We start from the raw sequence: 24,263 nt of genomic DNA, 5'->3' as shown, positions 1-24,263 counted from the left end.
TCCGTCCGTCCCGCTCGCGTAGGGCGGACATCTGTCCGCCGCCCTCCCGTCCCCCCCCGCGCTCGCGGGGCGGACGGACGTCCGCCCTACACGGAGCCGGGGAGGGGGAGGGCGGCGAGCCTCTGGCGCGCGTGTTCGTGGAAGACGGCCGCGGCGAAGCGCAGGTTGCCGCCGGCGCGCGCGAGGAGCGCGAAGCGGTTGAGCGGCAGGCCCTGGTCGGCGAGCGGGCGGAAGACCAGATCGCCCCGCGCCAGCGCCGCCTGCGCGCCGATCGGGGTCATGATCGAGGCATAGGCCCCCGTCAGCGCCAGTTCGACCAGCAGCCGGATCGAATCGACCTCGACCAGCGGCGGCGGCGCCTCGCCGTCGCGGCGCAGGAACGGCTCGATCACCGCGCGGATCGAGATCTCGGGCTTGCCGACCGCGACCGGATGCGCGACGCAGTCGCGCAGCGTCGGGTTCTCGCGCGCCGCCAGCGGATGGTCGGGCCGCGTCACGACGCCGATGCGCACGTCGCGCCGGAGCGCCGCCTCGATCCGGGGCGGGAGCGCGGAGACGAAGCCGAGGCCGATGTCGCAGCGCTCCGCGAGCAGGCGTTCGATCACATCCGCCGAGGAACAGACCGAGATGTCGAGATGGATGCGCGGATAGCGCCGCCCGAACTCGGCGATGATCTCCGGCAGGAAGGAGAAGCCGACGCTCTCGACCGTGGCGAGCCGCACCGTGCCGGTCTTGAGTCCGCGCAGCATCTCCAGTTCCTGCACCGCCGCCTCCAGCGGCCCGGAGAGGCGGCGGGTGTGGCGGTAGAGGATCTCGCCCGAGGGCGCGAGGCGCAGCCGGCGGCCCTCGCGCTCGAAGAGCGGCAGGCCGAGCCCGTCCTCGAGCGCGCTGATCTGCCGCGAGACGGCGGAGGAGGCGACGTTGAGCCGCCGGCCCGCCTCGCGAATCGACAGATGCTCGGCGACCGCGTTGAAATAGACGAGCGCGGGCTGGTGAAACACGCGCGCGAGCAGCGCGGGAGAGAGGGAGGATTTGCGCGGCCGCTCCCGCGGCCCGGGGGATTTCTCCGTCATGTCTACGCTCCGAGAGCGGCTGTTGCCGTTCCGGCAGCATACTGCGCTGGCATCGGTGGTTTCAACTTCGCGAAGCTTGATTAAGGTCAAGGCAATGAGGGGGAAGCGCACGTTTTCCGCGCAGCGCCCGCCGCCACCCGTTCCGCGAGACCCGACGAGAGCCATGACGCCACTCCCGACCTTCGCCACCCGCCGCCGCGCCGCCAGGGAGCGCCGGGCATGGATCTGAACACGATCACCGAGATCCTCCGCCCGGCGCGCCGCGCCGATCTCGGACCCTGGCGCGCGGGCGACGCGTTCCTCGCGGGCGGGACCTGGCTCTATTCGGAACCGCAGCGCCACCTCGGCCGGCTGATCGATCTCGACGCGCTCGGCTGGCCCGCGCTCGAGGTGAGCGAGGCCGGGCTCCGGATCGGGGCGACCTGCAAGGTGGCCGCGCTCCATGCCTTCGAGCCGCCGGCGGACTGGCGCGCGGGCGGGCTTCTCGCCGAATGCTGCCGGTCCTTCCTCGCCTCGTTCAAGATCTGGAACATGGCGAGCGTGGGCGGCAACCTCTGCGCCTCGCTGCCGGCGGGGCCGATGGTCTCGCTCTGCGTCGCGCTGGAGGGGTCGTACCTGATCTGGTCGCCGGACGGGAGCGAGCGGCGCGTCGCGGCGGCGGATTTCACGCGGGGGCCGTTCGACACCGCGCTCGAACCGGGCGAGATCCTGCGCGCGATCGACCTGCCCCTGGAGGCGCTGCGCCGGCGCCACGCGTTCCGCCGCCAGTCGCTGACGCCGCTCGGGCGCTCGGGCGTGCTCCTGATCGGCACGCTGCCGGCGGAGGGCGGCTTCGCGCTCACGATCACCGCGGCGACCCGGCGCCCGGCGGTGCTCCGCTTCGAGACGATGCCCGGGGCCGGGGCGCTGGCCGACCGGATCGGGGCGGAGGTGCCCGATGATCTCTGGTACGACGACGTGCACGGGCTTCCCGACTGGCGCGCGCACATGACGCGCGAATTCGCCGGCGAGATCCGGGCCGAGCTCGCGGGGCTCCGGCCATGAGCTTTCTCGTGAACGGCGAGCGGTTCGAGGACGAGCCGCGTCCGGGCCAGTGCCTGCGGACCTTCCTGCGCGATCTCGGCTGGTTCGGGGTGAAGAAGGGCTGCGACGCGGGCGATTGCGGCGCCTGCACCGTGCATCTCGACGGCCAGCCGGTGCATTCCTGCCTCGTCCCCGCCTTCCGCGCCGAGGGCAGGGCCGTGACGACGATCGAGGGGCTGGGGGGCTCGGGGCCGGGCGGCGAGGGGCTTCACCCGACGCAGCAGGCCTTCCTCGCCGCGCAGGGATTCCAGTGCGGCTTCTGCACCGCGGGCATGGTGATGACGGCGGCGGCGCTCGATCAGGGACAGAAGGCTGAGCTCGACCGGTCGCTGAAGGGCAATCTCTGCCGCTGCACCGGCTACCGCGCGATCCGCGACGCGGTGGCGGGCATCGCCCATGTCGAGACCGCCGGGGGCGGCGCGGCCGTCGGGCGCAACCTGCCCGCGCCCGCCGGCCCCGGCGTGGTGACGGGGCGGGTCGAATACACGATGGATGTCGCCATCGAGGGTCTTCTGCACATGAAGATCCTGCGCAGCCCGCATCCCTCGGCCCGGATCCGCGCCATCGACACCGCGGCGGCGGCGGCGGTGCCGGGCGTGGTCGCCGTCCTGACGGCGAAGGACGCGCCGGCGAAACGCTTCTCGACCGGCCGGCACGAGCTTGCGACCGACGACGTGGACGACACGATGGTGCTCGATCCGGTGGTGCGCTTCATCGGCCAGCGCGTCGCCGCGGTCGTGGCGGATTCGGAGGCCGCGGCGGAGGCGGCGCGCGACCTGATCGCGGTCGATTACGAGATCCTCCCGGCGGTGTTCGATCCCGAGGCGGCGCTGGCGCCGGGCGCGCATCAGGTGCATTCCGACGCGACCTGCCCCCGGATCAGCGATCCCGCGCGCAACATCGTCGCGCAGTTCGCGGGCGAGATCGGCGATTGCGCGGCGGGCTTCGCCGAGGCCGACGCGATCCACGAGGGCGTCTACCTGAGCCAGCGGCTGCAGCACGCGCATCTCGAGACCCACGGCGCCATCGGCTGGATGGAGGGCGACCGGCTGGTGATCCGCACCAGTTCGCAGGTGCCCTTCCTGACCCGCGACGCGCTCGCCGATCTCTACGACCTGCCGCGCGGCAAGGTCCGCGTGATCACGAAGCGCGTCGGCGGCGGCTTCGGCGCGAAGCAGGAGATGCTGGTCGAGGATATCGTCGCGCTCGCCGTGCTGCGGACCGGGCGGCCGGTGAAGCTCGAATACACGCGGCCGGAGCAGTTCATCGCCTCCACCACGCGGCACCCGATGAAGGTGACGGTGCGCCTCGGCGCGAAGGCGGACGGGACGCTGACGGCGATCGAGACGCGGATGCTCTCCAATACCGGCGCCTATGGCAACCACGGCCCCGGCGTGCTCTTCCACGGCTCGGGCGAGGCGGTGGCGATGTACCGCTGCCCGAACAAGCGGGTGGAGGGGAAGGCGGTCTATACCAACACCGTCCCGGCCGGCGCCTTCCGGGGCTACGGCCTCAGCCAGACCAATTTCGCCATCGAATCCGCGATGGACGAACTGGCGCGCAAGCTCGGCATCGATCCCTTCGCCTTCCGCCGGATCAATGTCGCCAAGCCCGGCGACGCGCTCGTCTCCTGGGACGCGCATGAGCATGACGTGGAATGGGGCAGCTACGGCCTGCCCCAGTGCCTCGACATGGTGGAGGCGGATTTCGCGGCGGAGGAGCGGCCGGACCTCGGACCCGACTGGATGGTCGGGCGCGGCATGGCCGCGGCGATGATCGACACGATCCCCCCGCGCGGCCACCATGCCGAGAGCCGGATCGCGCTCGCGGGCGACGGCTGCTACGATCTTTACGTCGGCACGGCCGAATTCGGCAACGGGACGACGACGGTGCACCGGCAGATCGCCGCCACCGTGCTCGGCACCGAGGCCGGGCGCATCCGGATCCACCAGTCCGACACCGACCTGACGCGCCACGATACCGGCGCCTATGGCAGCACCGGCACGGTCGTCGGCGGCTCCGCGACGCAGGCGGCGGCGGCGGCGCTCGCCGCGCGGATCCGGGAGGCCTCCGCCGCGCTCCTCGGCGCCCCGCCGGAGGAGTGCCGGATCGGTCCGGAGAGCGTGACGGGGGCGGGTGCCACGCTCCCGCTCGCGGATCTCGCCGCGACGGCCGGGCCGCTGGAGGCGACCGGCGACGCCGCCGGCTCGCCGCGCTCGGTCGCCTTCAACGTCCAGGGGTTCGAGGTCGTGGTGCACCGGCGCTACGGCGAGGTCCGGGTGCTGCGCTCGCTGCACGCGGCGGACGCGGGCACGGTCGTCAACCCGATGCAGTGCCGGGGCCAGGTCGAGGGCGGCGTCGCCCAGGCGCTGGGCGCCGCGCTCTACGAGAATCTCCGGATCGACGAGGCCGGCGCCGTGGTGAACGGCACCTTCCGCGGCTACCAGATCCCGACCGCGGCCGGATGCCCCGACACGCTGGTCCGCTTCGCCGCGACCACCGACAGCGTCGGGCCGCTCGGCGCCAAGTCGATGAGCGAGAGCCCCTACAATCCGGTCGCCGCGGCGCTTGCCAATGCGATCGCCGATGCGACCGGCCTGCGCCTGCGCGCGACGCCTTTCGCGGCCGACGTGGTGAGCCGGGCGCTGCGCGCCCGCGCCGCCGGATCTTCCTGAGAGATGGCGCCGGGGCGGCCCCCGCCCGGCGCGACCGCCCGAGACGAGACGCAACCCGCCGGCGCGCCCCCCGCGACCGGCCCCGGCTCCCCCTTGCCGCGGGGAACCGCCCGGACTGGAGGACGGACTTGGAGACGCTGGAAAGATACTTCGCCCTGAAGGAGCACGGCACGAACGTCAGGACCGAGCTCCTGGCCGGTTTCACGACCTTCGTGACCATGGCCTACATCATCTTCATCAACCCGATGATCCTCGGCGACGCGGGCATGCCGCAGGGCGCGGTCTTCGTCGCGACCTGCCTCGTCGCCGCGATCGGCACGCTGATCATGGGGCTCTACGCGAACTACCCGATCGCGCTCGCGCCCGGCATGGGGCTCAACGCCTATTTCGCCTATGTCGTCGTGCTCGGCATGGGCTTCACCTGGCAGCAGGCGCTGGGCGCGGTCTTCATCTCCGGCTCGCTCTTCCTGATCGTCACGCTCTTCAGGCTGCGCGAGATCATCGTGCGCGGCATCCCGCAGAGCCTCAGGATCGCCATCACCGTCGGCATCGGCCTCTTCCTCGCGATCATCTCGCTCAAGAGCTCCGGGATCGTCGTGGGCTCGGAGGCGACGCTGGTCACGATCGGCGACCTGCACCGGCCCGAGGTGGTGCTGGCCGCGATCGGCTTCATCCTGATCTGCGTCATGTCGGCGCGGGGCGTGAAGGGCTCGCTCCTGATCGGGATCGTGCTCGTCACCGTGCTCAGCTACTTCTTCACCGACAACCGCTTCGCGGGCCTCGTCTCGGCGCCGCCCTCGATCATGCCGACGCTGTTCCAGCTCGACATCCGGGGCGCGCTCTCGGCGGGGATCGTCCATGTCGTGCTGGTCTTCTTCCTCGTCGAACTCTTCGACGCCACCGGCACGCTGATGGGCGTCGCCCGGCGCGCGGGGCTGCTGACGCCGGAACGGGAAGGGCGGCTCAGCCGGGCGCTGCTCGCGGATTCGGGCGCGATCTTCATGGGCTCGATGCTCGGCACCTCCTCCTCGACCGCCTATATCGAGAGCGCCGCCGGCGTACAGGAGGGCGGGCGCACCGGGCTCACCGCCGTCACCGTCGCGGTCCTCTTCCTGCTCGCGCTGTTCTTCTCGCCGCTCGCGGGCACCGTGCCGCCCTATGCGACCGCGCCCGCGCTCTTCTTCGTCGCCTGCCTGATGATGCGCGAACTGACCGAGCTCGAATGGGACGACATCACCGAGGTGATCCCGGGCTGCGTCACGGCGCTGCTGATGCCCTTCACCTATTCGATCGCGAACGGCGTCTCCTTCGGCTTCATCACCTACGCGGCGCTGAAGCTGCTGACGGGCCGGGCGAAGGAGGTCCATCCGGTGGTCTGGGTGATCGCCGCGGTCTTCCTCTACAAGTTCATCGCCGAGACCGGCGGCCATTGAAATCCGCGCGGCGCCCGTAGGGCGGACATCTGTCCGCCCCCCCCCCGCGCGACCGGGAGAACCAGATGACAGCGACCACGAAGGCCCTGCGCGGCGCGGCGATCAGCATCGACGCCGATCCCTTCCTGCGCGAGCCGCGCGACTGCCTCACCCATCACGAGGACGCGCTCACCGTGATTTCGGACGGGATCGTCACCGCCTTCGGCCCCTACGACCCGGCGGCGGTCCGCCCGGGCGTGGAGCCCGAGCGCTACGAGGGCCTCCTCTGCCCGGGCTTTATCGACGCGCATGTGCATTACCCGCAGATGCAGGTGATCGGCGCCTATGGCACCGAACTGCTCGAATGGCTGACCACCTATACCTTCCCCGCCGAGCAGAGCTTCGCCGACGACGCGCATGCCGCGCGGGTCGCGGGGCTCTTCCTGCGCGAACTGCTGCGCGCGGGCACGACGACGGCGGTGGTCTACTGCACGGTCCATCCCGGCTCGGTCGACGCCTTCTTCGCGGAATCGGCGCGGTTCAACACGCGGATGATCGCGGGCAAGGTGCTGATGGACCGCAACGCGCCGCCCGCGCTGCTCGACACCGCCGAGCGGGGATACACCGAGAGCCGCGCGCTGATCGAGCGCTGGCACGGGGTGGGGCGGCAGCTCTACTGCGTGACGCCGCGCTTCGCGCCGACCTCGACCGAGGCGCAGCTCGACGCGGCCGGCGCGCTCGTGCGCGAGACGCCGGGGGTGTTCACCCAGACGCATCTCTGCGAGAACCGCGCCGAGATCGAATGGGTGCGCGAGCTCTTCCCGGCGCGCGAGAGCTACCTCGACGTCTACGCCCATGCCGGGCTCGTCGGCCCCCGGTCGATGTTCGGCCATGCGATCCACATGCACGAAGGCGATTTCCAGACCTGCCACGACACCGGCGCCGCGCTCGCCTTCTGCCCGACCTCGAACCTGTTCCTCGGCTCCGGGCTGTTCCGGCTCTACGACGCGATGGACCCGAAGCGGCCGGTCCGGGTCGGGCTCGGCACCGACGTCGGCGGCGGCACCTCGCTCAGCCAGCTCCGCTCGCTCGACGAGGCCTACAAGGTCGTGGCGCTTTCGGGCGCGAAGCTCGACGCGGTCCGCGGCTTCTGGCTCGCCACGGCGGGGGGCGCGGAGGCGCTCCGCCTCGGCGACCGGCTCGGCCGGATCGCGCCGGGCTACGAGGCCGATCTCGTCGTGCTCGACCCGAAGGCGACGCCCTTCATGGCGTTCCGGACCGGATACTGCCAGTCGATCGAGGAACTGCTCTTCGCCTTAATGATCATGGGCGACGACCGCGCGATCCGCCGGACCTATGTCGCGGGCGAACGCGTCTACGACCGCGACCGGCCGGAACAATTCCGCTACCCGTAGGGCGGACCTCGGTCCGCCCTCAACCGCGCCGCCGTCGACCACGCCGCCGTTGGGCGCGCCGCCGTCGACCGCGCCGCCGTCGACCACGCCGCCGTTGGGCGCGCCGCCGTCGACCGCGCCGCCGTTGGGCGCGCCGCCGTCGACCGCGCCGCCGTTGGGCGCGCCGGATGGCGGACAGATGTCCGCCCTACGAGGCCGCGGCCCTCTCTTCCTCCGTCGCCCGCCGGAGCCGGCGGAGCGGGGCGCCGGGGCTGATCGCCTGGGCCGCGCGGGCGATCGACTGCGCGTCGATCCCGTGGTGGCGGTAGAGATCGGCGATGGTCCCGGTCTGGCCGAAATGCTCGACGCCGAGCGCGCGGGTCCGGTGGCCATGCACCGATCCGAGCCAGGCGAGCCCCGCCGGATGCCCGTCCGCCACCGTGACGATGGCGCAGTCCCGCGGCGCCTCCGCGAGCAGCGTCTCGACATGGCAGCGCGCGCCCGTGTGGCCGAGTTCGCGCGCCCGCTGCGCCGCCGACCAGCCGGCGTGCAGCCGGTCGGCGGAGGTGACGGCGAGCACGCCGAGATCCGTCCGCTCCTCCGCGAGAAGCCCCGCCGCCTCGATCGCCTCGGGCGCGACCACGCCCTGATAGGCGAGGATCACCCGCGCCTTCGGCCCGGGCGCGCGGAGCCAGTAGCCGCCGTTGATGATCTGGTCGCGCAGCGCGCCGGTCATCGCGCGCCGCGGCTGGTCGAGCGGGCGCGTCGAGAGGCGCAGGTAGACCGAGCCGCCGGAGGCGTCGCGAAGCCAGGTCGCCGGATCGCGTTCCGCTTCCCCGTCGCGCTGGACGTAGTCGAAGGCGAAGCGCAGTATCACGGCGAGTTCGTCGCAGAAGGCGGGCTCGAAGGCGGCGAGCCCGTCCTGCGCCATGCCGATGAGCGGCGTCGAGATCGACTGGTGCGCGCCCCCCTCCGGGGCCAGCGTGATGCCCGAGGGCGTCGCCACGAGGATGAAGCGCGCGTCCTGGTAGCAGGCGTAGTTCAGCGCGTCGAGCCCGCGCTGGATGAAGGGATCGTAGAGCGTGCCGACCGGCAGCAGCCGCTCGCCGAAGAGCGAATGCGACAGGCCCATCGCGGAGAGCATCAGGAAGAGGTTCATCTCGGCGATGCCGAGTTCCATGTGCTGGCCTTCCGGGGCGAAGCGCCAGTTGAAGGTCGAGGGGATGCGCTCCTGCCGGAAGAGGTCCGCCATCTCCTCGCGCGCGAAGAGCCCGCGGCGGTTCACCCAGCCGCCGAGATTGGTCGAGACGGTGACATCGGGCGAGGTCGTGACGACCGCCGCCGCCAGCGCGTCGTCGCGCTTGCCGAGCTCGTTCATCAGCAGGCCGAAACCCTGCTGCGTCGACATGACCGGCTGGGCGGGCAGGTCGAGCGTTTCCGGCACCGCGACGCGCGGCGCGGCGAACCGCCGCCGGCCGCGGCCGGCGAAGGGCACCGCGTCGAGGAAGGCGCGGAGTTCCGCCTCCGGCACGCCGAGCCCTTCGAACGGCGCCCATTCGCGCCCCGCGCGCACGTTCATCTCCGCGCGCAGCGTCTCGACCTGCGCCGCCGTCATCAGGCCGGCGTGATTGTCCTTGTGGCCGGCGAGCGGCAGGCCGTGGCCCTTGATCGTATAGGCGATGAAGCAGGTCGGCCGGTCATGCCCGCGCGCCGCCGCGAAGGCCTCGGTGAGCGAGGGCAGGTCGTGGCCGCCGAGATTGCCCATCAGCGCCCCGAGCTCCGCGTCCGAGCGCCGGTCGAGCAGCGCGGCGACCTCGCCCTGGTCGCCGATCTCGTCCATGAGCCGCGCGCGCCAGGCCGCGCCGCCCTGGAAGGTCAGCGCGGAATAGAGCTGGTTCGGGCAGGCGTCGATCCAGTCGCGCAGCCGCTCGCCGCCCGGCTCCGCGAAGGCCGCCCGTTGCAGCGCGCCGTATTTCAGGATCACCACGTCCCAGCCGAAGCCCCGGAACAGGTCCTCGAACCGCTGCCACAGCCCCTCGCGCACCACCGCGTCGAGGCTCTGGCGGTTGTAGTCGACGACCCACCAGCAGTTCCGGAGCCCGTGCTTCCAGCCCTCCATCAGCGCCTCGATGATGTTGCCCTCGTCCATCTCCGCGTCGCCGAGAAGCGCCACCATCCGCCCTTCGGGCTGGCCGGAGGCGCGGCCCTTGGCGCGGAGATAGTCCTGGGTCAGCGCCGCGAAGAGCGTCTGCGCGACGCCGAGCCCGACCGAGCCGGTGGAGAAGTCGACGTCGTCGATGTCCTTCGTGCGCGAGGGATAGCTCTGCGCGCCGTGGAATCCCCGGAAGTTCCGGAGCTTCTCCTCGGTCTGGTTGCCGAGCAGATACTGGATCGCATGGAAGACCGGCGCCGCGTGCGGCTTCACCGCCACCCGGTCCTCGGGGCGCAGCGCGTCGAAATAGAGCGCGGTCATCACGCTGGCGAGCGAGGCGGAGGAGGCCTGGTGCCCGCCCACCTTGATCCCCTCCGCGTTCCCGCGCAGGTGGTTCGCATTGTGGATCGTCCAGGTCGAGAGCCAGAGCAGCTTGCGCTCGATCTCGCTCAGGATCGCGATCTTCTCGCTCGGCATCGGCGATTCCTCCGGAGGCTTGCTTTCCCGCGAGCATAGGGCAGGCTGGGCGCCACTTGTGGCCAAATTCGCGCGTCCGCAGTGCCCGCGGGGGCGGATCGGGCCAGGAATCACGGCATAAGGGAAGATTCGTGGCAGAAACCGGCATGGACCAGATCGACCGGCGCATCCTCGCGGCGCTGCAGACCGACGCGCGGCTCACCGTGGAGAAGATCGGCGCGATGGTCGGGCTCTCGGCCTCGCCCTGCGCCAGGCGGATCCGCCGGCTCGAGGCGAAGGGCGTCATCCGGGGCTACGTCGCGGTGCTCGACCAGGTGAAGGCCGGGCTGCCGGTCAGCGTCTTCGCCTCCGTGAAGCTCGAACGCCAGCGGGAGGAGGATCTCGACCGGTTCGCCGCCGCCGTCGCCCGCTGGCCCGAGATCGTCGACTGCTACCTGATGACCGGGCCGAGGGACTACCTGCTGCGGATCGTCGTCCGCGACCTCGAAGCCTACGAGGATTTCCTCAAGCGCCGGCTCACCCGGCTCGACGGCGTGGCCTCGATCGAATCGAGCTTCGCGCTCGCGCAGGTGAAACAGTCGACCTGCCTGCCGCTTTCGGAGGGCTGAACTTCGGAGGGGTTAGCGCGGCGGAAGCGGTTGCCGCCGTCCGCGCGATCGGCATCATGGGGCGAAAGACGATCCGTTGGGGAGGCCGAGCGATGGAGGACACGAGCCGCGACGGGGCCGCCCCGCCACCCTCGGCGCTCGGCCCGTTCCGGCACCCGACCTTCCGCGAGATCTGGATGGCGAGTCTCGTCTCCAATCTCGGCGGGCTGATCCAGACCGTCGGCGCGGCCTGGATGATGACCTCGCTCACCAGCCAGGCGGACATGGTGGCGCTGGTCCAGGCCTCGACCACGCTGCCGATCATGGTCTTCTCGCTGACCGCGGGCGCGATCGCCGACAATTTCGACCGCCGCGGCGTGATGATCATCGCGCAGGTCTTCATGTGCCTCGTCTCGCTCGGCCTCGCCGCGGTCGCCTGGGTCGACGGGCTGACGCCCTGGCTGCTGCTCGGCTTCACCTTCCTGATCGGCGCGGGAACCGCGCTCAACAATCCCGCCTGGCAGGCCTCGGTCGGCGACCTGGTGCCGCGCGCCGACCTGCCGGCGGCGGTGGTGCTGAACAGCGTCGGCTTCAACATCACCCGCAGCGTCGGCCCCGCGATCGGCGGCGCCATCGTCGCCGCCGGCGGCGGGGCGGCGGCCTTCGCCGCGAACGCGCTGAGCTATTTCCCGCTCCTCCTCGTGCTCGCGCGCTGGAAGCCGAGGCGGGAGCGGAACACGCTCCCGCGCGAGACGATCGGCATGGCGATGGGGGCGGGGCTGCGCTACGTCGCGATGTCGCCCAATATCGGCAAGGTGCTGCTGCGCGGCTTCGTCTTCGGGCTCGGCGCGATCTCGGTCCAGGCGCTGCTGCCGGTCGTCGCGCGCGATCTGGTGGCGGGCGGGCCGCTCACCTACGGGCTGCTGCTCGGCGCCTTCGGCGTCGGCGCGCTCGGCGGCGCCTATCTCGCCGCGCCCTTGCGCGCGCGGCTCTCGAGCGAGGCGATCGTGCGGCTCGGCTTCCTCGCCTTCGCGATCTGCGCGGCGGTGGTGGGGCTCAGCCGGATGTCCTGGCTGACCGGGCTCGGCCTGCTGCTCGGGGGGGCGAGCTGGGTGCTGAGCCTCTCGACCTTCAACGTGACGGTGCAGCTCTCGACGCCGCGCTGGGTGGTGGCGCGGGCGCTCGCGCTCTACCAGACCGCGACCTTCGGCGGCATGGCGATCGGAAGCTGGATCTGGGGCGTGCTGGCGGAGCGGACAGACCCGACCACCGCGCTCCTCGCCACCGCCGGCGCGCTCCTCGCCGGGGGGGCGATCGGCTTCCGCTTCCGGCTGCCGGACCGGGCCGAGCTCAATCTCGATCCGCTGAACCGCTGGCGCATGCCCGAGATCGAGATCGACCTGAAGCCGCGCAGCGGGCCGATGGCGATCGTCATCGAATACATCATCCGGCCGGAGGACGAGGCCGATTTCCTCGACGCGATGATCGACCGCCGCCGGATCCGCCGCCGCGACGGCGCGCGGCACTGGACGCTGATGCGCGACATCGGCGACGCGCGGGTCTGGATCGAGACCTACCAGACGCCGACCTGGATCGAGTACATGCGCCACAACCAGCGCATCACCCATGCCGACGCGGTGATCGGCGAGCGGCTGCGCGCGCTCCACGCCGGCGAGGCGCCGCCGAGGGTCCGGCGGATGGTCGTGCGCCAGGTCGCCCGGACGCACGAGGATCCCCACCATCTGAGCGGCACCGAGACCCACGCGCATTGAGCGGGGCGTGTGCCGCCCCGCGGGCTCACGCCATCCGGGGCTGCCCGGCGCCGAAGAGCCGGCCGCGCTCGGTGACGAGCGTGATCGCGACGCTCGCGACGCCGAAGAAGGCGAATCCCGCGAGCAGCGGCCCCACGGTGCCGTCGAAACGCTGGCCGATGACGAGGCCGAGCACCGCCGCGAGCCCGGTGGTGACCGCGCCGACGAAGGAGGAGGCGGTGCCCGCGATCCGCCCCATCGGCTCCATCGCCAGCGCGTTGTAGTTCGGCATCACGAGGCCGAAGCAGAAGAGGCAGCCCGAGAGGATCACGAGAAAGACCGGCAGCGGCGGCGTGCCGATGGCGAGGAAGAGCCCGTAATGCAGCGTCGAGAGCGCGGCGAAGCCGAGCACGGCGGCGTGGCCGAGCTTGCGCGACCCGACCCGCATCACGAAGCGCCCGCTGACGAAGGCCGCGATCGCGAGCGCGATGGCGCAGGCGCCGAAGAGGACCGGGAAGAGCGCGCCGACGTCGTAGATCCCCTGGAACACCTGCTGCGCGGAATTGATGTAGCCCATCAGCGCGCCGAAGATCACGCCGGTCGCGAGCGTGTAGCCGAGCGTCTGCCGGTGGGTCGCGGTCTCGCGGATCGCCTCGCCGAGCCAGCCGAGGCTCATCGGCGCGCGCTGCGCCGCGGGATGCGTCTCGGGCAGCCGGAGCGCGCACCAGGCGAGGATGCCGATCGCGAAGAGGCAGAGGAAGGCGAAGATCAGGTGCCAGGATCCGGCGAGCAGGAACAGCCCGCCGAGCGTCGGCGCGATCACCGGCACGATGATGAAGACCATCATCACGAAGGACATGACCTCGGCCATCCGCCGGCCGTGGAAACTGTCGCGCGTCATGGCGATCGCGATGACGCGGGGCGAGGCATTGGCGAGGCCCTGGACGAAGCGGGCGAGCAGGAGCCCGGAGAAACTGTCGGCCACGAGGCAGGCGAAGGCCGCGACCGCGTAGGCGGCGAGGCCGATCAGGAGCACCGGCCTGCGGCCGTAGCGGTCCGAGATCGGGCCGATGAAGAGCTGGCCGAGCGCGAAACCCCCGACATAGGCGCTGACGACGAGCTGCTGCGCGTTCACATCCGCGAGGCCGTAATCCTCGCGGATCCGGGGCAGGGCGGGCAGCATGATGTCGACGGAAAAGGCGGTCAGCGCCATGAGACAGGCGGTGAGCGCGATGAATTCGGGAAGGCCCGGCAGGTCGGGGACCCGGGGCTGGGACTCGGAATGCGACATGGAACTTTCGTAAGACTGCGGGCGGAACCGGGGCCGCGCGAAGGGCCCACGGGGCGGAAATAGATCATCGCGCCGCGAAGGCCAGCGATTTTCGCACCGGGGCGGCGGCGATCCCGCCTCCGGCGGGATCGGACGGAGCGGCCCTTTGGCCGCGAGTACTTTTTCTCCCCGCCTGTTGGCGGGGCCCCTCGTCCCGGCCCGTTGGCCGGGACGGACTGCCCGATAGATTTCATGCCCATATGAAACATGGGAGGAAGCGAGCGTCGGCGGACCACCCGGCGGGGCGAAGAGCCGGCGGGTGCCGCGGGGGTTGTCACGGGCGAAGGTCCGGAAACGCGCCGCGGACGCCACGCTGCCACGCGCGCAACGCCGGACGCGGCGCCACCGCCCGGAGGGCTACCCTCCGGCGCGCGCCAGTTCGGTGAAGAGGCGCGCCTTCTCGGGCCAGAGCGTCGCGATCGAACAGGTGGAGGTGATGATCTCGCGGGCCCGCGCGCCGCGCGCCTCGGCGGGCGGGCGCTCCGCGAGGGTCTCGAGCACGCCCTCCGCGATCGCCGCCGGATCCCCGAACGGGACGAGCCGCGCCGAGGACGCGTCGGCGAATTCGCGCACCGGCGCCGTGTCGGAGAGCACGAGCGGGCAGGCGAGGCTCATCGCCTCCAGCATCGACCAGGAGAGCACGAAGGGCACGGTCAGATAGACATGCGCGTCCGAGCGCCGCAGCAGCCGGCGGTAGAGCGGGCGGTCGAGCCGGCCGACGAAACGCACCCGCGCCGGGTCGAGATCGTGGTCGGCGAGCGCCTTCGCCTTCCAGTCCACCGCGCGTTTCGCCTGGTTTCCGTAGGCGACGCGGTTCTCGCCCGCGATCACCACCTGGAGGCGCGGGTCGCGCGCGAGGATCGCGGGCAGGCTCGCCATGAACTGCGGGAAGCCCCGGTGCGGCTCCATCCCCCGCGTCGCATAGGTGACGACGGGGGCGTCCGGGGCGACGAGCCCGTCGAGCGTCGAGCGCCGGTCGGCGGGATCGGGCGCGTGGTAGGCGGTGTCGATCCCGTCGTGCTGGACGGTCAGGAGCGCGCGCAGCCGGTCCGGGAACTGCTCCGCCTGGAAGCGGGTCGGGCAGATCACCGCGTCCGCGCGCGCGAGATCCATCGCGATCGGCGCGTTGCGCGCGCTCTCGAGCATCGGCGATTCGACCGAGCCCGCGACCGGCTCGCCGGTCAGGCGCGACAGGAAGGCGACGTCGGCCCCGGGATGGCGGTACCACCATTCGCAATAGGCGACATAGGCGGCCTTCGGGAAGACGTCGCGGGCGAACATGCCGCCGCCCCAGCCTGAATGGGCGACGATGATGTCGGGCGCGTAGCCCGCCTCCCGCGCCCGGAGCGCGGCGCGTGCGAAGCCCTGGCCGTTGATCGCCGCCTTGTCCATCGGCTGGGCGTAGGGATGCGTCTCGGGCGAGGGGGCGCGGTGCGGCGCGTAGCGGAGCACGCGGATCCCCGGCGCCGCCGCCTTCTCCGCGCTCGTCGCGAAGGTGACGTCCCAGCCCTGGCGCGCGAGCCACACGCCGAGCACGCCGAACTGCGCCGGGAAATTGTCGTGGATAAAGAGAATTCGCATGCGCGCTCCGGACCGTCCGCCTCCCGGCGGGATCAGGAATAGAGGCCGGGGCCGGGGGCGCCAAGCGGGTTGGCGGGCGCGGCCGGGTCCCGGGGGCTTGCCAAAGCGCTTCGAGACTGTGACGGTCGGCCCCGCGCGGGCGGCCCGGCCGGGGCCGCCCTCAGAGAGTGCGAGGAGATCGAGATGCGTGATTGGTGGCGGGGGTCGGTGACCTATCAGATCTATCCCCGGTCGTTCCAGGATTCGACGGGCGACGGCGTCGGCGACCTGCGGGGCATCACCGCCCGCCTGCCCTATGTCGCCGATCTCGGCGTCGACGCGATCTGGCTCTCGCCGATCTTCACCTCGCCGATGGCCGACATGGGCTACGACGTGGCCGATTACACCGACATCGACCCGGTCTTCGGCACGCTCGCGGATTTCGACGCGCTGCTCGAACGGGCGCATGAGCTTGGCCTCAAGGTGATCATCGACCAGGTGCTGTCGCATTCCTCGTCGAAACACCCGCTCTTCCTCGAGAGCCGCCAGAGCCGGACCAATCCGAAGGCGGACTGGTATGTCTGGGCCGATCCGAAGCATGACGGCTCGCCGCCCAACAACTGGCTCGCGATCTTCGGCGGCGGCGCCTGGACCTGGGAGCCCAGGCGGCACCAGTACTATCTCCACAACTTCCTGGCCGAGCAGCCGGATTTCAACTTCCACAATCCCGAGGTGCAGGACTGGCTGCTCGGCACGATGCGCTTCTGGCTCGACCGCGGCGTGGACGGATTCCGGCTCGACACCGTGAACTTCTATTTCCACGACAGGCTGCTGCGCGACGATCCCGCGGATTTCCGCCGAAAGGAGAAGCCCGCGTGGAATCCCTACGACATGCAGTACCACATCTTCTCGAAGAACCAGCCGGAGAACCTGGTCTTCCTCGCCCGGATGCGCAAGCTGCTCGACGAATACGAGGCGCGCGCGATGGTGGGCGAGGTGGGCGAGTCCCACCACGCGATCGACATCATGGGCCAGTACACGAGCGAGGGGCGGCTGCATAAGGCCTATTCCTTCGAGATGCTGGGCGACACCTTCACGCCCGCGCATTTCCGCGGACAGATCGAGGACTTCTTCCGGGGCGCGCCGGAAGGCTGGCCCTGCTGGGCCTTCTCGAACCACGACGTGGTGCGCCACCTGACGCGGTGGAAGAAACACTGTGTGAGCGAGGAGGCGCTGGCGAAACAGGCGGGCGCGCTGCTCCTGACGCTCCAGGGGTCGATCTCGATGTATCAGGGGGAGGAGCTCGGCCAGACCGAGACCGATCTCGAATATTACGAGCTCACCGATCCGCAGGGGCTGAACTTCTGGCCCGAGAACAAGGGCCGCGACGGCTGCCGCACGCCGATGGTCTGGGACGGGGGCAATGCGAGCGCGGGCTTCTCGACCGGGCGGCCCTGGCTGCCGGTCAAGGAGCCGCAGGCGGCGCGCCACGTCGCGGGCCAGCTCGGCGATCCCGATTCGGTGCTCGAGACCTACCGCGCGCTGCTGCGGCTGCGGAGGGAGAACGCGGCGCTCAGGACCGGCGGGACCGTGTTCTTCGACACGTCCGATCCGGTGCTGGCCTTCTCCCGCGGCGGCGAACTGCTCTGCGTCTTCAATCTCTCGCCCGAGACGGTCGAGCTCCGGATCGAGGGCGCCGGCCCGCCGGCGCTGGCGCGAGGGGTCGAGCATGGGGAGGGGGACAAGGTGAGGCTGCATGCGAACGGCTTCGCGATCCTCGCGATCGATGGCGAGCCGCTGGTCAGCGATGCCTGAGAAACGCGCATCCCCGGGTTCCGGCCCGGGGGTGCCGGGAGGAGCGCATTGACGAATCGCCCGAGGCCTTCCCACCGTCGGAGCAGGAACTCGAACCGGAGGAGGGAGGCGGCGATGCCGGGTCCGACGCGGGCCATCCTGTGCCTGCTGCTCGTCGCGGCCTGCGCCTCCGCGCCGCCGCCCGACCCGAGACTGACCGCCCTCTCCGAGGCCTACGCGGCGGAACCGAGCGGGACGCTCTGGAAGCGGCAGGCGACGACCGGGGATCCGCGCGAGCTGATGATGGTGGAGGCGGAACTCGGCACCCGGGGCCAGCTCTCCGATCCGAACGGGCGCTATCTCGGCTCGCGCACCGCCGCCGGGGTCGGGCTCGTCACCTATTCCCGGACCGCGCCCGTGACCGGCCGGCGCGGCTGCGCCGATTTCCCGAGCGCGGCGGCGGCGCAGAAGGCCTTTCTCGCGGCGGGCGGCCCGGCGGCCGATCCCGACGGGCTCGACGGCGACGGCGACGGCTCCGCCTGCGGCTGGGGGGCGCAGATCCTCGCGGTCAGCAACCGCTTCCAGAACCGGAGGGGCGCCGCGCCGCGCTCGCTGGCGCCGGCCCGGGTGCCGGGCTGAGGGCGCCCGGCTCCCTCAGGCGTCGATGAATTCGGCGACGAAGCGGGTCGCGGGCCGGGCGCGGATCTCTCTGGGCGCGCCTACCTGCTCGATCCGGCCCATGCTCATCACCACCACCAGATCGGAGAGCTCCATCGCCTCCTCCTGGTCGTGGGTGACGAAGATCGTGGTGAGCCCGGTCTGGTCGTGGATCGTCCGCAACCCGCCCCGGAGCTCGCGCCGCACCCGCGCGTCGAGCGCGCCGAACGGCTCGTCGAGCAGCAGCATCCGGGGCTCGATCGCGAGCGCGCGGGCGAGCGCCACGCGCTGGCGCTGGCCGCCCGAGAGCTGCGCGGGATAGCGGCGGGCGATGTCGGGAAGCTGGATCATCGCGAGGAGCTTGTGGACCCGCCGGTCGATCTCCGCCTCCGTCGGGCGGGAGCGCCTCGGCCGGGCGCGCAGCCCGTAGGCGATGTTCTCGAACACCGTCATGTGCCGGAAGAGCGCGTAGTGCTGGAAGACGAAGCCCGCGCGCCGCTCCTGCACCGAGAGCCCGGTCGCGTCCTGCCCGTCGAAGAGCACCCGGCCCGAGGTCGGGAATTCGAGCCCGCCGAGAACGCGCAGGAGCGTAGTCTTGCCCGAGCCGGAGGGGCCGAGCAGCGAGACGAGCGCGCCCGAGGGGATCGACAGGCTGACCGGCATCAGCGCGGTGGTCGCGCCGAATTCCTTGGCCAGTTCCTCGATTTCGATGTTCATGGGGAAACTCCTGGTGAGCCCGGGATTCAATGGCGGTGGCGGGCGGCGAGCTGGTCGGCGAAGCGCCATTCGAGCAGCGTCTTGGCGGTCAGCATGACGAGGCCGAGCGAGGCGAGCAGCGCCGCCATCGTGAAGGCCGCGACGGTCAGGTATTCGTTGTAGGACATCTCGATCATCAGCGGCATGGTGATGGTCTCGCCGCGGATCTTGCCCGAGATCACCGCCACGGCGCCGAATTCGCCCATCGCGCGCGCGTTGCAGAGCAGGACGCCGTAGAGCAGCGCCCAGCGGATGTTCGGGAGCGTCACCGTGCGGAACGTCCGCCAGCCGGAGGCGCCGAGCGTCAGCGCCGCCTCCTCCTCGGCGCGGCCCTGCTCCTGCATCACCGGGATGAGTTCGCGGGCGACGAAGGGGAAGGTCACGAACATCGTGGCGAGGATGATCCCCGGCACCGCGAAGACGACCTGCATCCCGTGCGCGATCATGAAGGCGCCGAGCGCCGAGCCCGAGCCGAAGAGCAGCGTGAGGCAGAGCCCCGCGACCACCGGCGAGACCGAGAAGGGCAGATCGATCAGCGTGATCAGGAAGGCCTTTCCCCGGAAGTCGAACTTGGCGATCATCCAGGCCGCCGCGATCCCGAAGGCCGCGTTCATCGGCACCGCGACGAGCGCGGTCAGGAGCGTGAGCAGGATCGCGTGGCGCGCGTCGGGATTGCCGAGCGAGGCGACGGCGGCGCCGAACCCCTCGGAGAGCGCCTGGCTGAACACTTCCCAGAGCGGCAGGAACAGGAGGAGTGCGAGCAGCGTCAGCACCGTCGCGATCAGCGCGGCGCGGAACCATCCCGGCTCCGTCGTCACCCGGCGCGCCCGGCGGCGCGGCGGACGGGCGGAGAGGGGGGCGCTGGCGGGAAGGGCGATATCCGCGGGCATGGCCGGTTCTTTCCTTGTCGCGTCAGTGGGAGAGCAGCGCCGGCCGGCGCCGGCGCGCGAGGAGCCGGGCGAGCCGCGGGCGGAGCGGCCGCGCCGCCTGGACGAAGGCGGCGAGGCCGAGCGTGGCCGAGCCGGTCAGCATGTAGAGCGCGAGCGCGGCGAGAAATCCGCCGCCCGAGAGAAGCAGGGTTCCGCTCGCGGTCACGGCGGCGCCGAGACCGAGGGCCATGAAGGGCAGCGCGTTTCGCACATGTTCAGGCATTGCCATACCTCCGTCGGCTCAGGACCTGGACGAGATTGATGACGAGCAGCATCAGGAAGGAGATCGCGAGCATCGCGAGCGCGATGCAGATCGCGCCCTCGTAGTCGAATTCCTCGAGCCGGATCACGATCAGGAGCGGCGCGATCTCGGTCTTGTAGGGCAGGTTGCCGGCGATGAAGATCACCGAGCCGTATTCGCCGACCGCGCGCGCGAGGCCGAGCGCGAAGCCGGTCAGGAGCGCGGGCGTCAGCATCGGCAGGATCACACGGACGAAGGTCCGGAGCCGGTGGGCGCCGAGCGTGGCCGAGGCCTCCTCGACCTCGCGCTCGATCTCCTCGATCACCGGCTGGACCGTGCGCACGACGAAGGGCAGGCTGACGAAGACCAGCGCGAGCCAGATGCCGAGTTCGGTATAGGCGATCCGGACGCCGAACCCCTGGAAGACATGGCCGACCAGCCCGTTCGGCGCGTAGAGCGTCGTGAGCGCGATGCCGGCCACCGCCGTCGGCAGCGCGAAGGGCAGGTCCACGGCCGCGTCGATCAGCCGGCGGCCGGGGAAGTCGTAGCGCGCCAGCATCCAGGCGACCGCGAGGCCGAGCACGAGGTTGAAGAGCGCCGCGAGGAAGGCGAGGCGGAACGAGAGCCAGAGCGCCGAGAGCACCCGCTCGGTCCCCACCGTGGCGAGGAAATGCGCGAGGCCGATATCCGCGCCCCGCGCGATCAGGGCCGCGATCGGGATCAGCACGACGAGCGAGAGCAGCGTGAAGGTGATCCCGGCGGCGAGGCCGAAACCCGGCATCGGCGAGGGAGAGCGAAGGGAAAGACCGCGCATCGTCCGCCTACCTCGGCTTGTAGATCTGGTCGAACACGCCGCCGTCGCCGAAATGCTCGGGCTGCGCCTTCGCCCAGCCGCCGAAATCGTCGATCGAGACGAGATCGAGCTTCGGGAAGCGCGCCACGTCGGCGGGATCGGCCTTCGACGTGTCCCAGACGCGGTAGTAGTGTTTCGCCGCGATCGCCTGCGCCTCGGGGCTGTAGAGCCATTCGAGATATTCGCCCGCGGCCTTGCCCTGCTCCTCGGAATGGAGGTTGCCGGGCACGAGCGCCACGGTCGGCTCGGCGAGGATCGAGACGGAGGGGACGACGATCTCGAACTGGTCGGGGCCGAGCTCGTTGAGCGCGAGGAAGGCCTCGTTCTCCCAGGCCAGCAGCGCGTCGCCGATCCCGCGCTGGGCGAAGGTCGTCGTCGCCCCGCGCGCCCCGGTATCGAGCACCGGCACATGCGCGAAGAGCTGGCCCATGTAGTCCCTGATCCTCGCCTCGTCGTGGCCGAAGGTCCTGTCGGCCCAGGCCCAGGCCGCGAGGTAGTTCCAGCGCGCCCCGCCCGAGGTCTTCGGGTTCGGCGTGATGACCTCGACCCCGTCCTTCACGAGATCGCCCCAGTCCGCGATGCCCTTCGGATTGCCGGCGCGCACCAGGAAGACGATCGTCGAGGTATAGGGCGCGGAGTTGTGGGGCAGCTTCTCCTGCCAGTCGGCGGGGATCTTGCCCGACTTCTCCGCGATCGCGGCGACGTCGGAGGCGAGCGCCAGCGTCACCACCTGGGCGTCGAGCCCCTCGATCACGGCGCGCGCCTGCGCGCCCGATCCGCCATGCGAGGCGGCGATCTCGAGCGGCGCGTTGCCCTCGGCCTCCCAGTGCCTGCCGAAGGCGGCGTTGTAGTCGCGGTAGAGTTCGCGCGTCGGGTCGTAGGAGACGTTGAGCAGCGTCTCGGCGCTCGCGCCGCCCCCCGTCAGAAGCGCCGCGCCCGCGAGCAGCGCGGCGGCGATCCCGGCGGGCCAGCGGCGCGCCGGGCGCGCCTCCCGGGTGCCGGCCGGATGCCACCGCGCCGCGGGCGGCGGGGCGAGATGCAGCGTGCCGTAGACGTCGAACAGCGCCACATAGGCCTCCGCGCCGGTCCGGTCCGCGGGCGGCGAAGGCGGGTGGCCAGTCGCGGGGTGAATGCTGGGCATGCGAGCCTCCAGGTTAATTCCCGCTAATCACGACAGGTTTCATCGTGATAATCAAGAATTAAGAGGGAGCTCGGCGAAAAAGAGTTTTCCGAATAAAAATCAGGGAATTATGTCGAGTTCCGGCGTGGATTCAATGAGCGAATCATCCCGCATCAGATCGGCCAGCGTCAGGGATTCGACCATCAGCAGATAGGCGGCGTAGAGGTCGCCGAAGACCTTGCGGATGCGGCAGGTCCGCTCGTCGAGGCAGTCCTCGCAGCGCTGATAGGCGCGTCGCGACAGGCAGGGCAGGGGCGCGATCGGGCCGTCGATCATCCGCAGCACGTCGCTGATCGAGATGCTCTCGGGCGGCTTGATCAGCATGTAGCCGCCGTCCCGGCCGCGCCGGCTGCCGATCACGCCGGCGTTGCGGATGTCGATCAGGATATGCTCGAGGAAGCGCTTGGGCGTGTTCGAGCGGTTGGCGATTTCCTCGATCCGCAGCGAGGCGCCCCCCTCGGCCTGTTCCTGGGCGAGGGTGATCAGCGCCTTGATCGCGTATTTCGTCTTTTGCGAAATCATCCCAGGCAGTTAGACCATGGGAACCGCGCATTCAAGTCGGATGCCCGCGAAAGCCCGCCCGATCCCCGGCGTCGCGCGGCCGGGCGGCGGGATCCCGACGATGGTCCGCGCCCGCGCGGAATCGTTTTCCGCGGGGGGCCGGTCGCGCCATATCTCAGGCGCGCGGGCTGATCCTCGTCTAGCCCCGGCGGGGCGCGGGGCGCGATCCGTTGCCTGCCGGAACGGGGGCGAGCCCGCGATCCTCGCGGGCGTGACGCGCGCCGTGGCGGCGGAATTCGCGATCCCGCCGGGCCCGACGCCTCGGCCGGGATGGCGCGCTTCTTCCTCGGCGCCGCCTGAGCGCGGTCAGCTTCGAAGCGTGACGAGCGTGCGCGCCAGCCCGCAGGCCGCGGCGACGCCGTCGATCACCGGGATGCCGTGCTCCGCGGCGAGCGCGGCGGGCAGGTCCGCCATCCCGGCGCAGCCGAGCACGATCGCCTCCGCCCCGTCCTCCGCCTTCGCCCGGCCGACCTCCGCGGAGATGCTCGCCGCCGCGCCCTCGATCGCGAGCACCGGCACCCCGCTCGCCCGCACCCGCCGGCAGTGGGCGAGCCCGTAGGCCGCCAGATTGGCCTCGAGGATCGGCACCGAGACCGCGAGCGTGGTCACGACGCTGTAGGGTTTGCCGAGCAGTTCGGCGGCGTGACAGGCGGCCTGGCCGATGCCGATGACCGGGCAGGGCGCGGCGGCCCGCGCCTCGGCGAGCCCGGTGTCGTCGAAGCAGCAGATCACGACCGCGTCCGCCGCGCCCGCCGCCGCCGCGATCTCGGCGAGCAGCCCCGGCACCGCCGCCGCCCCGTCCGCCTCGCCCTGGATCGAGGGCGGGCCGGCGCGGTTGGTCCGCGCGATGATCTCGACATCGGGCGCCGCGACCGCGCGGGCGGCGGCGGCGATGGTCTCGGTCATCCGCTCGGTGCTGTTGGGATTGATGAGGAGCAGCCGGATCATCGCGGGCTCAGACCATCCCCTGGCCCGCGTCCGACCCGCGCCGCGCCCGCCGCCGCTGCGAGGTGATCGCGACGATCAGGAAGACCGCGATGATGAGGAAGGAGAAGACCGTCGTCAGCGTGCCGAGCGCGAAGATCACCGGCGAGGTGACATTGGTCGTCATCCCGTAGATCTCGAGCGGCAGCGTGTTGTGGCTCCCCGCCGTCAGCAGCGTCCGGGCGAATTCGTCGTAGGAGAGCGTGAAGCCGAAGAGCGCGACGCCGATCAGGCTCGAGCCGATGATCGGGATCACCACGTGGCGCGCCGTCTGCCAGGCCGTCGCGCCCTGGTCGCGCGCGGCCTCCTCATAGGCCCGATCGAACCGGTTGAAGACCGCGAACATGATCAGGAGGCCGAAGGGCAGCGTCCAGGTGAGCTGCGACCCGAAGCCGCTCGTCGCCCAGTGCACGTCCCAGCCGAGCTGGGAGAAGATGAGGCCGACGCCGAGCGAGATCAGGATCGACGGGATGATGAGGCTGGTGATGATGAGATAGAAGAGCGGCCCGGAGCCCAGGAACCGCTTGCGGAAGGCAAGCCCGCCCATGACCGAGACCACCACGGTCGCGACCATCACCATGAGGCCGAGCACGACCGACCGCCGCCAGGCGCCCCAGATGTCGCCGACAGACTGCCGCCGGAACAGTTCCTCGAACCAGTGCGTCGAGACCCCGCGCATCGGGAAGGTCAGCCCCCCCTCCGGCCCCTGGAAGCTCAGGATGCCGATGGTGATCGTGGGCCCGTAGAGGAACAGGATGAAGAGCGCGAAGAAGGCCGCGAGCAGGTAGAAGGAGCGCGGGCGTCTCTCGTCCAT

20 protein-coding genes are annotated in these 24,263 nt (G+C 71.2%); 8 read left to right on the top strand and 12 right to left on the bottom strand.

Features of this window, described 5'->3' with window-relative positions; translation table 11 throughout:
- Positions 1–86: 86 nt before the first annotated feature.
- Entirely contained in the window at positions 87–1,073 is a 987-nt protein-coding gene (locus FJM51_RS09145; protein WP_181164502.1) for a LysR family transcriptional regulator, read from the bottom strand.
- Positions 1,074–1,292: 219 nt separating this feature from the next.
- Between FJM51_RS09145 and FJM51_RS09140 the strand changes: the two genes are divergently transcribed.
- From FJM51_RS09140 to guaD, 4 genes are all read left to right on the top strand, one after another.
- Positions 1,293–2,117, top strand: coding sequence for an FAD binding domain-containing protein (locus FJM51_RS09140; protein WP_140453831.1), 825 nt, complete (start codon positions 1,293–1,295; stop codon positions 2,115–2,117).
- Positions 2,114–4,831: a molybdopterin-dependent oxidoreductase gene (locus FJM51_RS09135; protein ID WP_140453830.1), complete on the top strand. Its 2,718-nt coding sequence runs from the start codon at positions 2,114–2,116 to the stop codon at positions 4,829–4,831. Before FJM51_RS09140 ends, FJM51_RS09135 begins: the two co-directional genes overlap by 4 nt.
- A 128-nt stretch (positions 4,832–4,959) precedes the next feature.
- Positions 4,960–6,264: an NCS2 family permease gene (locus FJM51_RS09130; RefSeq protein ID WP_140453829.1), complete on the top strand. Its 1,305-nt coding sequence runs from the start codon at positions 4,960–4,962 to the stop codon at positions 6,262–6,264.
- 65 nt (positions 6,265–6,329) lie between these two features.
- Positions 6,330–7,658: a guanine deaminase gene (gene guaD / locus FJM51_RS09125; RefSeq protein WP_140453828.1), complete on the top strand. Its 1,329-nt coding sequence runs from the start codon at positions 6,330–6,332 to the stop codon at positions 7,656–7,658.
- 187 nt (positions 7,659–7,845) lie between these two features.
- Here guaD and FJM51_RS09120 read toward each other — a convergent pair whose 3' ends face one another.
- Positions 7,846–10,266: a thiamine pyrophosphate-binding protein gene (locus FJM51_RS09120; RefSeq protein ID WP_140453827.1), complete on the bottom strand. Its 2,421-nt coding sequence runs from the start codon at positions 10,264–10,266 to the stop codon at positions 7,846–7,848.
- 131 nt (positions 10,267–10,397) lie between these two features.
- Here FJM51_RS09120 and FJM51_RS09115 point away from each other — a divergent pair, with 131 nt between their 5' ends.
- Together FJM51_RS09115 and FJM51_RS09110 are read left to right on the top strand one after the other, a co-directional pair.
- Positions 10,398–10,874, top strand: coding sequence for an Lrp/AsnC family transcriptional regulator (locus FJM51_RS09115; protein ID WP_140453826.1), 477 nt, complete (start codon positions 10,398–10,400; stop codon positions 10,872–10,874).
- Positions 10,875–10,966: 92 nt separating this feature from the next.
- Positions 10,967–12,625, top strand: coding sequence for an MFS transporter (locus FJM51_RS09110; RefSeq protein WP_140453825.1), 1,659 nt, complete (start codon positions 10,967–10,969; stop codon positions 12,623–12,625).
- A gap of 25 nt (positions 12,626–12,650) precedes the next feature.
- On the opposite strand, the gene FJM51_RS09105 is transcribed toward FJM51_RS09110, so the two are convergent.
- On the bottom strand, positions 12,651–13,895 hold the full coding sequence (locus FJM51_RS09105; protein ID WP_140453824.1) for a multidrug effflux MFS transporter: 1,245 nt from the start codon (positions 13,893–13,895) through the stop codon (positions 12,651–12,653).
- A 396-nt stretch (positions 13,896–14,291) separates the two neighbouring features.
- Complete coding sequence (locus FJM51_RS09100; RefSeq protein ID WP_140453823.1) at positions 14,292–15,515, bottom strand: glycosyltransferase; 1,224 nt, start codon at positions 15,513–15,515, stop codon at positions 14,292–14,294.
- 183 nt (positions 15,516–15,698) lie between these two features.
- Here FJM51_RS09100 and FJM51_RS09095 point away from each other — a divergent pair, with 183 nt between their 5' ends.
- Together FJM51_RS09095 and FJM51_RS24790 are read left to right on the top strand one after the other, a co-directional pair.
- Positions 15,699–17,309, top strand: a complete 1,611-nt coding sequence (locus FJM51_RS09095; protein ID WP_140453822.1) for an alpha-amylase family glycosyl hydrolase — start codon at positions 15,699–15,701, stop codon at positions 17,307–17,309.
- A gap of 114 nt (positions 17,310–17,423) precedes the next feature.
- The gene (locus tag FJM51_RS24790; RefSeq protein WP_140453821.1) at positions 17,424–17,927 is read left to right on the top strand and encodes a hypothetical protein; all 504 of its coding nucleotides are present in this window, start codon (positions 17,424–17,426) and stop codon (positions 17,925–17,927) included.
- A gap of 15 nt (positions 17,928–17,942) precedes the next feature.
- Here FJM51_RS24790 and FJM51_RS09085 read toward each other — a convergent pair whose 3' ends face one another.
- The 8 genes from FJM51_RS09085 to FJM51_RS09050 form a co-directional block, all read right to left on the bottom strand.
- On the bottom strand, positions 17,943–18,662 hold the full coding sequence (locus FJM51_RS09085) for a sulfate/molybdate ABC transporter ATP-binding protein (protein ID WP_181164501.1): 720 nt from the start codon (positions 18,660–18,662) through the stop codon (positions 17,943–17,945).
- Between the two features lie 26 nt (positions 18,663–18,688).
- Positions 18,689–19,591, bottom strand: a complete 903-nt coding sequence (gene cysW / locus FJM51_RS09080) for a sulfate ABC transporter permease subunit CysW (RefSeq protein ID WP_140453819.1) — start codon at positions 19,589–19,591, stop codon at positions 18,689–18,691.
- A gap of 22 nt (positions 19,592–19,613) precedes the next feature.
- The gene (locus tag FJM51_RS09075) at positions 19,614–19,853 is read right to left on the bottom strand and encodes a hypothetical protein (protein WP_140453818.1); all 240 of its coding nucleotides are present in this window, start codon (positions 19,851–19,853) and stop codon (positions 19,614–19,616) included.
- The gene (gene cysT / locus FJM51_RS09070; protein ID WP_140453817.1) at positions 19,846–20,685 is read right to left on the bottom strand and encodes a sulfate ABC transporter permease subunit CysT; all 840 of its coding nucleotides are present in this window, start codon (positions 20,683–20,685) and stop codon (positions 19,846–19,848) included. Before cysT ends, FJM51_RS09075 begins: the two co-directional genes overlap by 8 nt.
- Before the next feature lie 7 nt (positions 20,686–20,692).
- Positions 20,693–21,865 (bottom strand): sulfate ABC transporter substrate-binding protein, encoded by a 1,173-nt coding sequence (locus FJM51_RS09065; RefSeq protein WP_140453816.1) that lies wholly within the window; start codon positions 21,863–21,865, stop codon positions 20,693–20,695.
- A 99-nt stretch (positions 21,866–21,964) separates the two neighbouring features.
- Complete coding sequence (locus tag FJM51_RS09060) at positions 21,965–22,426, bottom strand: RrF2 family transcriptional regulator (protein WP_140453815.1); 462 nt, start codon at positions 22,424–22,426, stop codon at positions 21,965–21,967.
- Between the two features lie 345 nt (positions 22,427–22,771).
- Positions 22,772–23,410: an aspartate/glutamate racemase family protein gene (locus FJM51_RS09055; protein ID WP_140453950.1), complete on the bottom strand. Its 639-nt coding sequence runs from the start codon at positions 23,408–23,410 to the stop codon at positions 22,772–22,774.
- A 10-nt stretch (positions 23,411–23,420) separates the two neighbouring features.
- On the bottom strand, positions 23,421–24,263 hold the full coding sequence (locus tag FJM51_RS09050) for an ABC transporter permease (protein ID WP_140453814.1): 843 nt from the start codon (positions 24,261–24,263) through the stop codon (positions 23,421–23,423).

Origin of the sequence: Amaricoccus solimangrovi (assembly GCF_006385685.1) — a bacterium.
Classification (GTDB): domain Bacteria; phylum Pseudomonadota; class Alphaproteobacteria; order Rhodobacterales; family Rhodobacteraceae; genus Amaricoccus; species Amaricoccus solimangrovi.
This window is presented reverse-complemented; position numbering and strand designations above follow the sequence as displayed.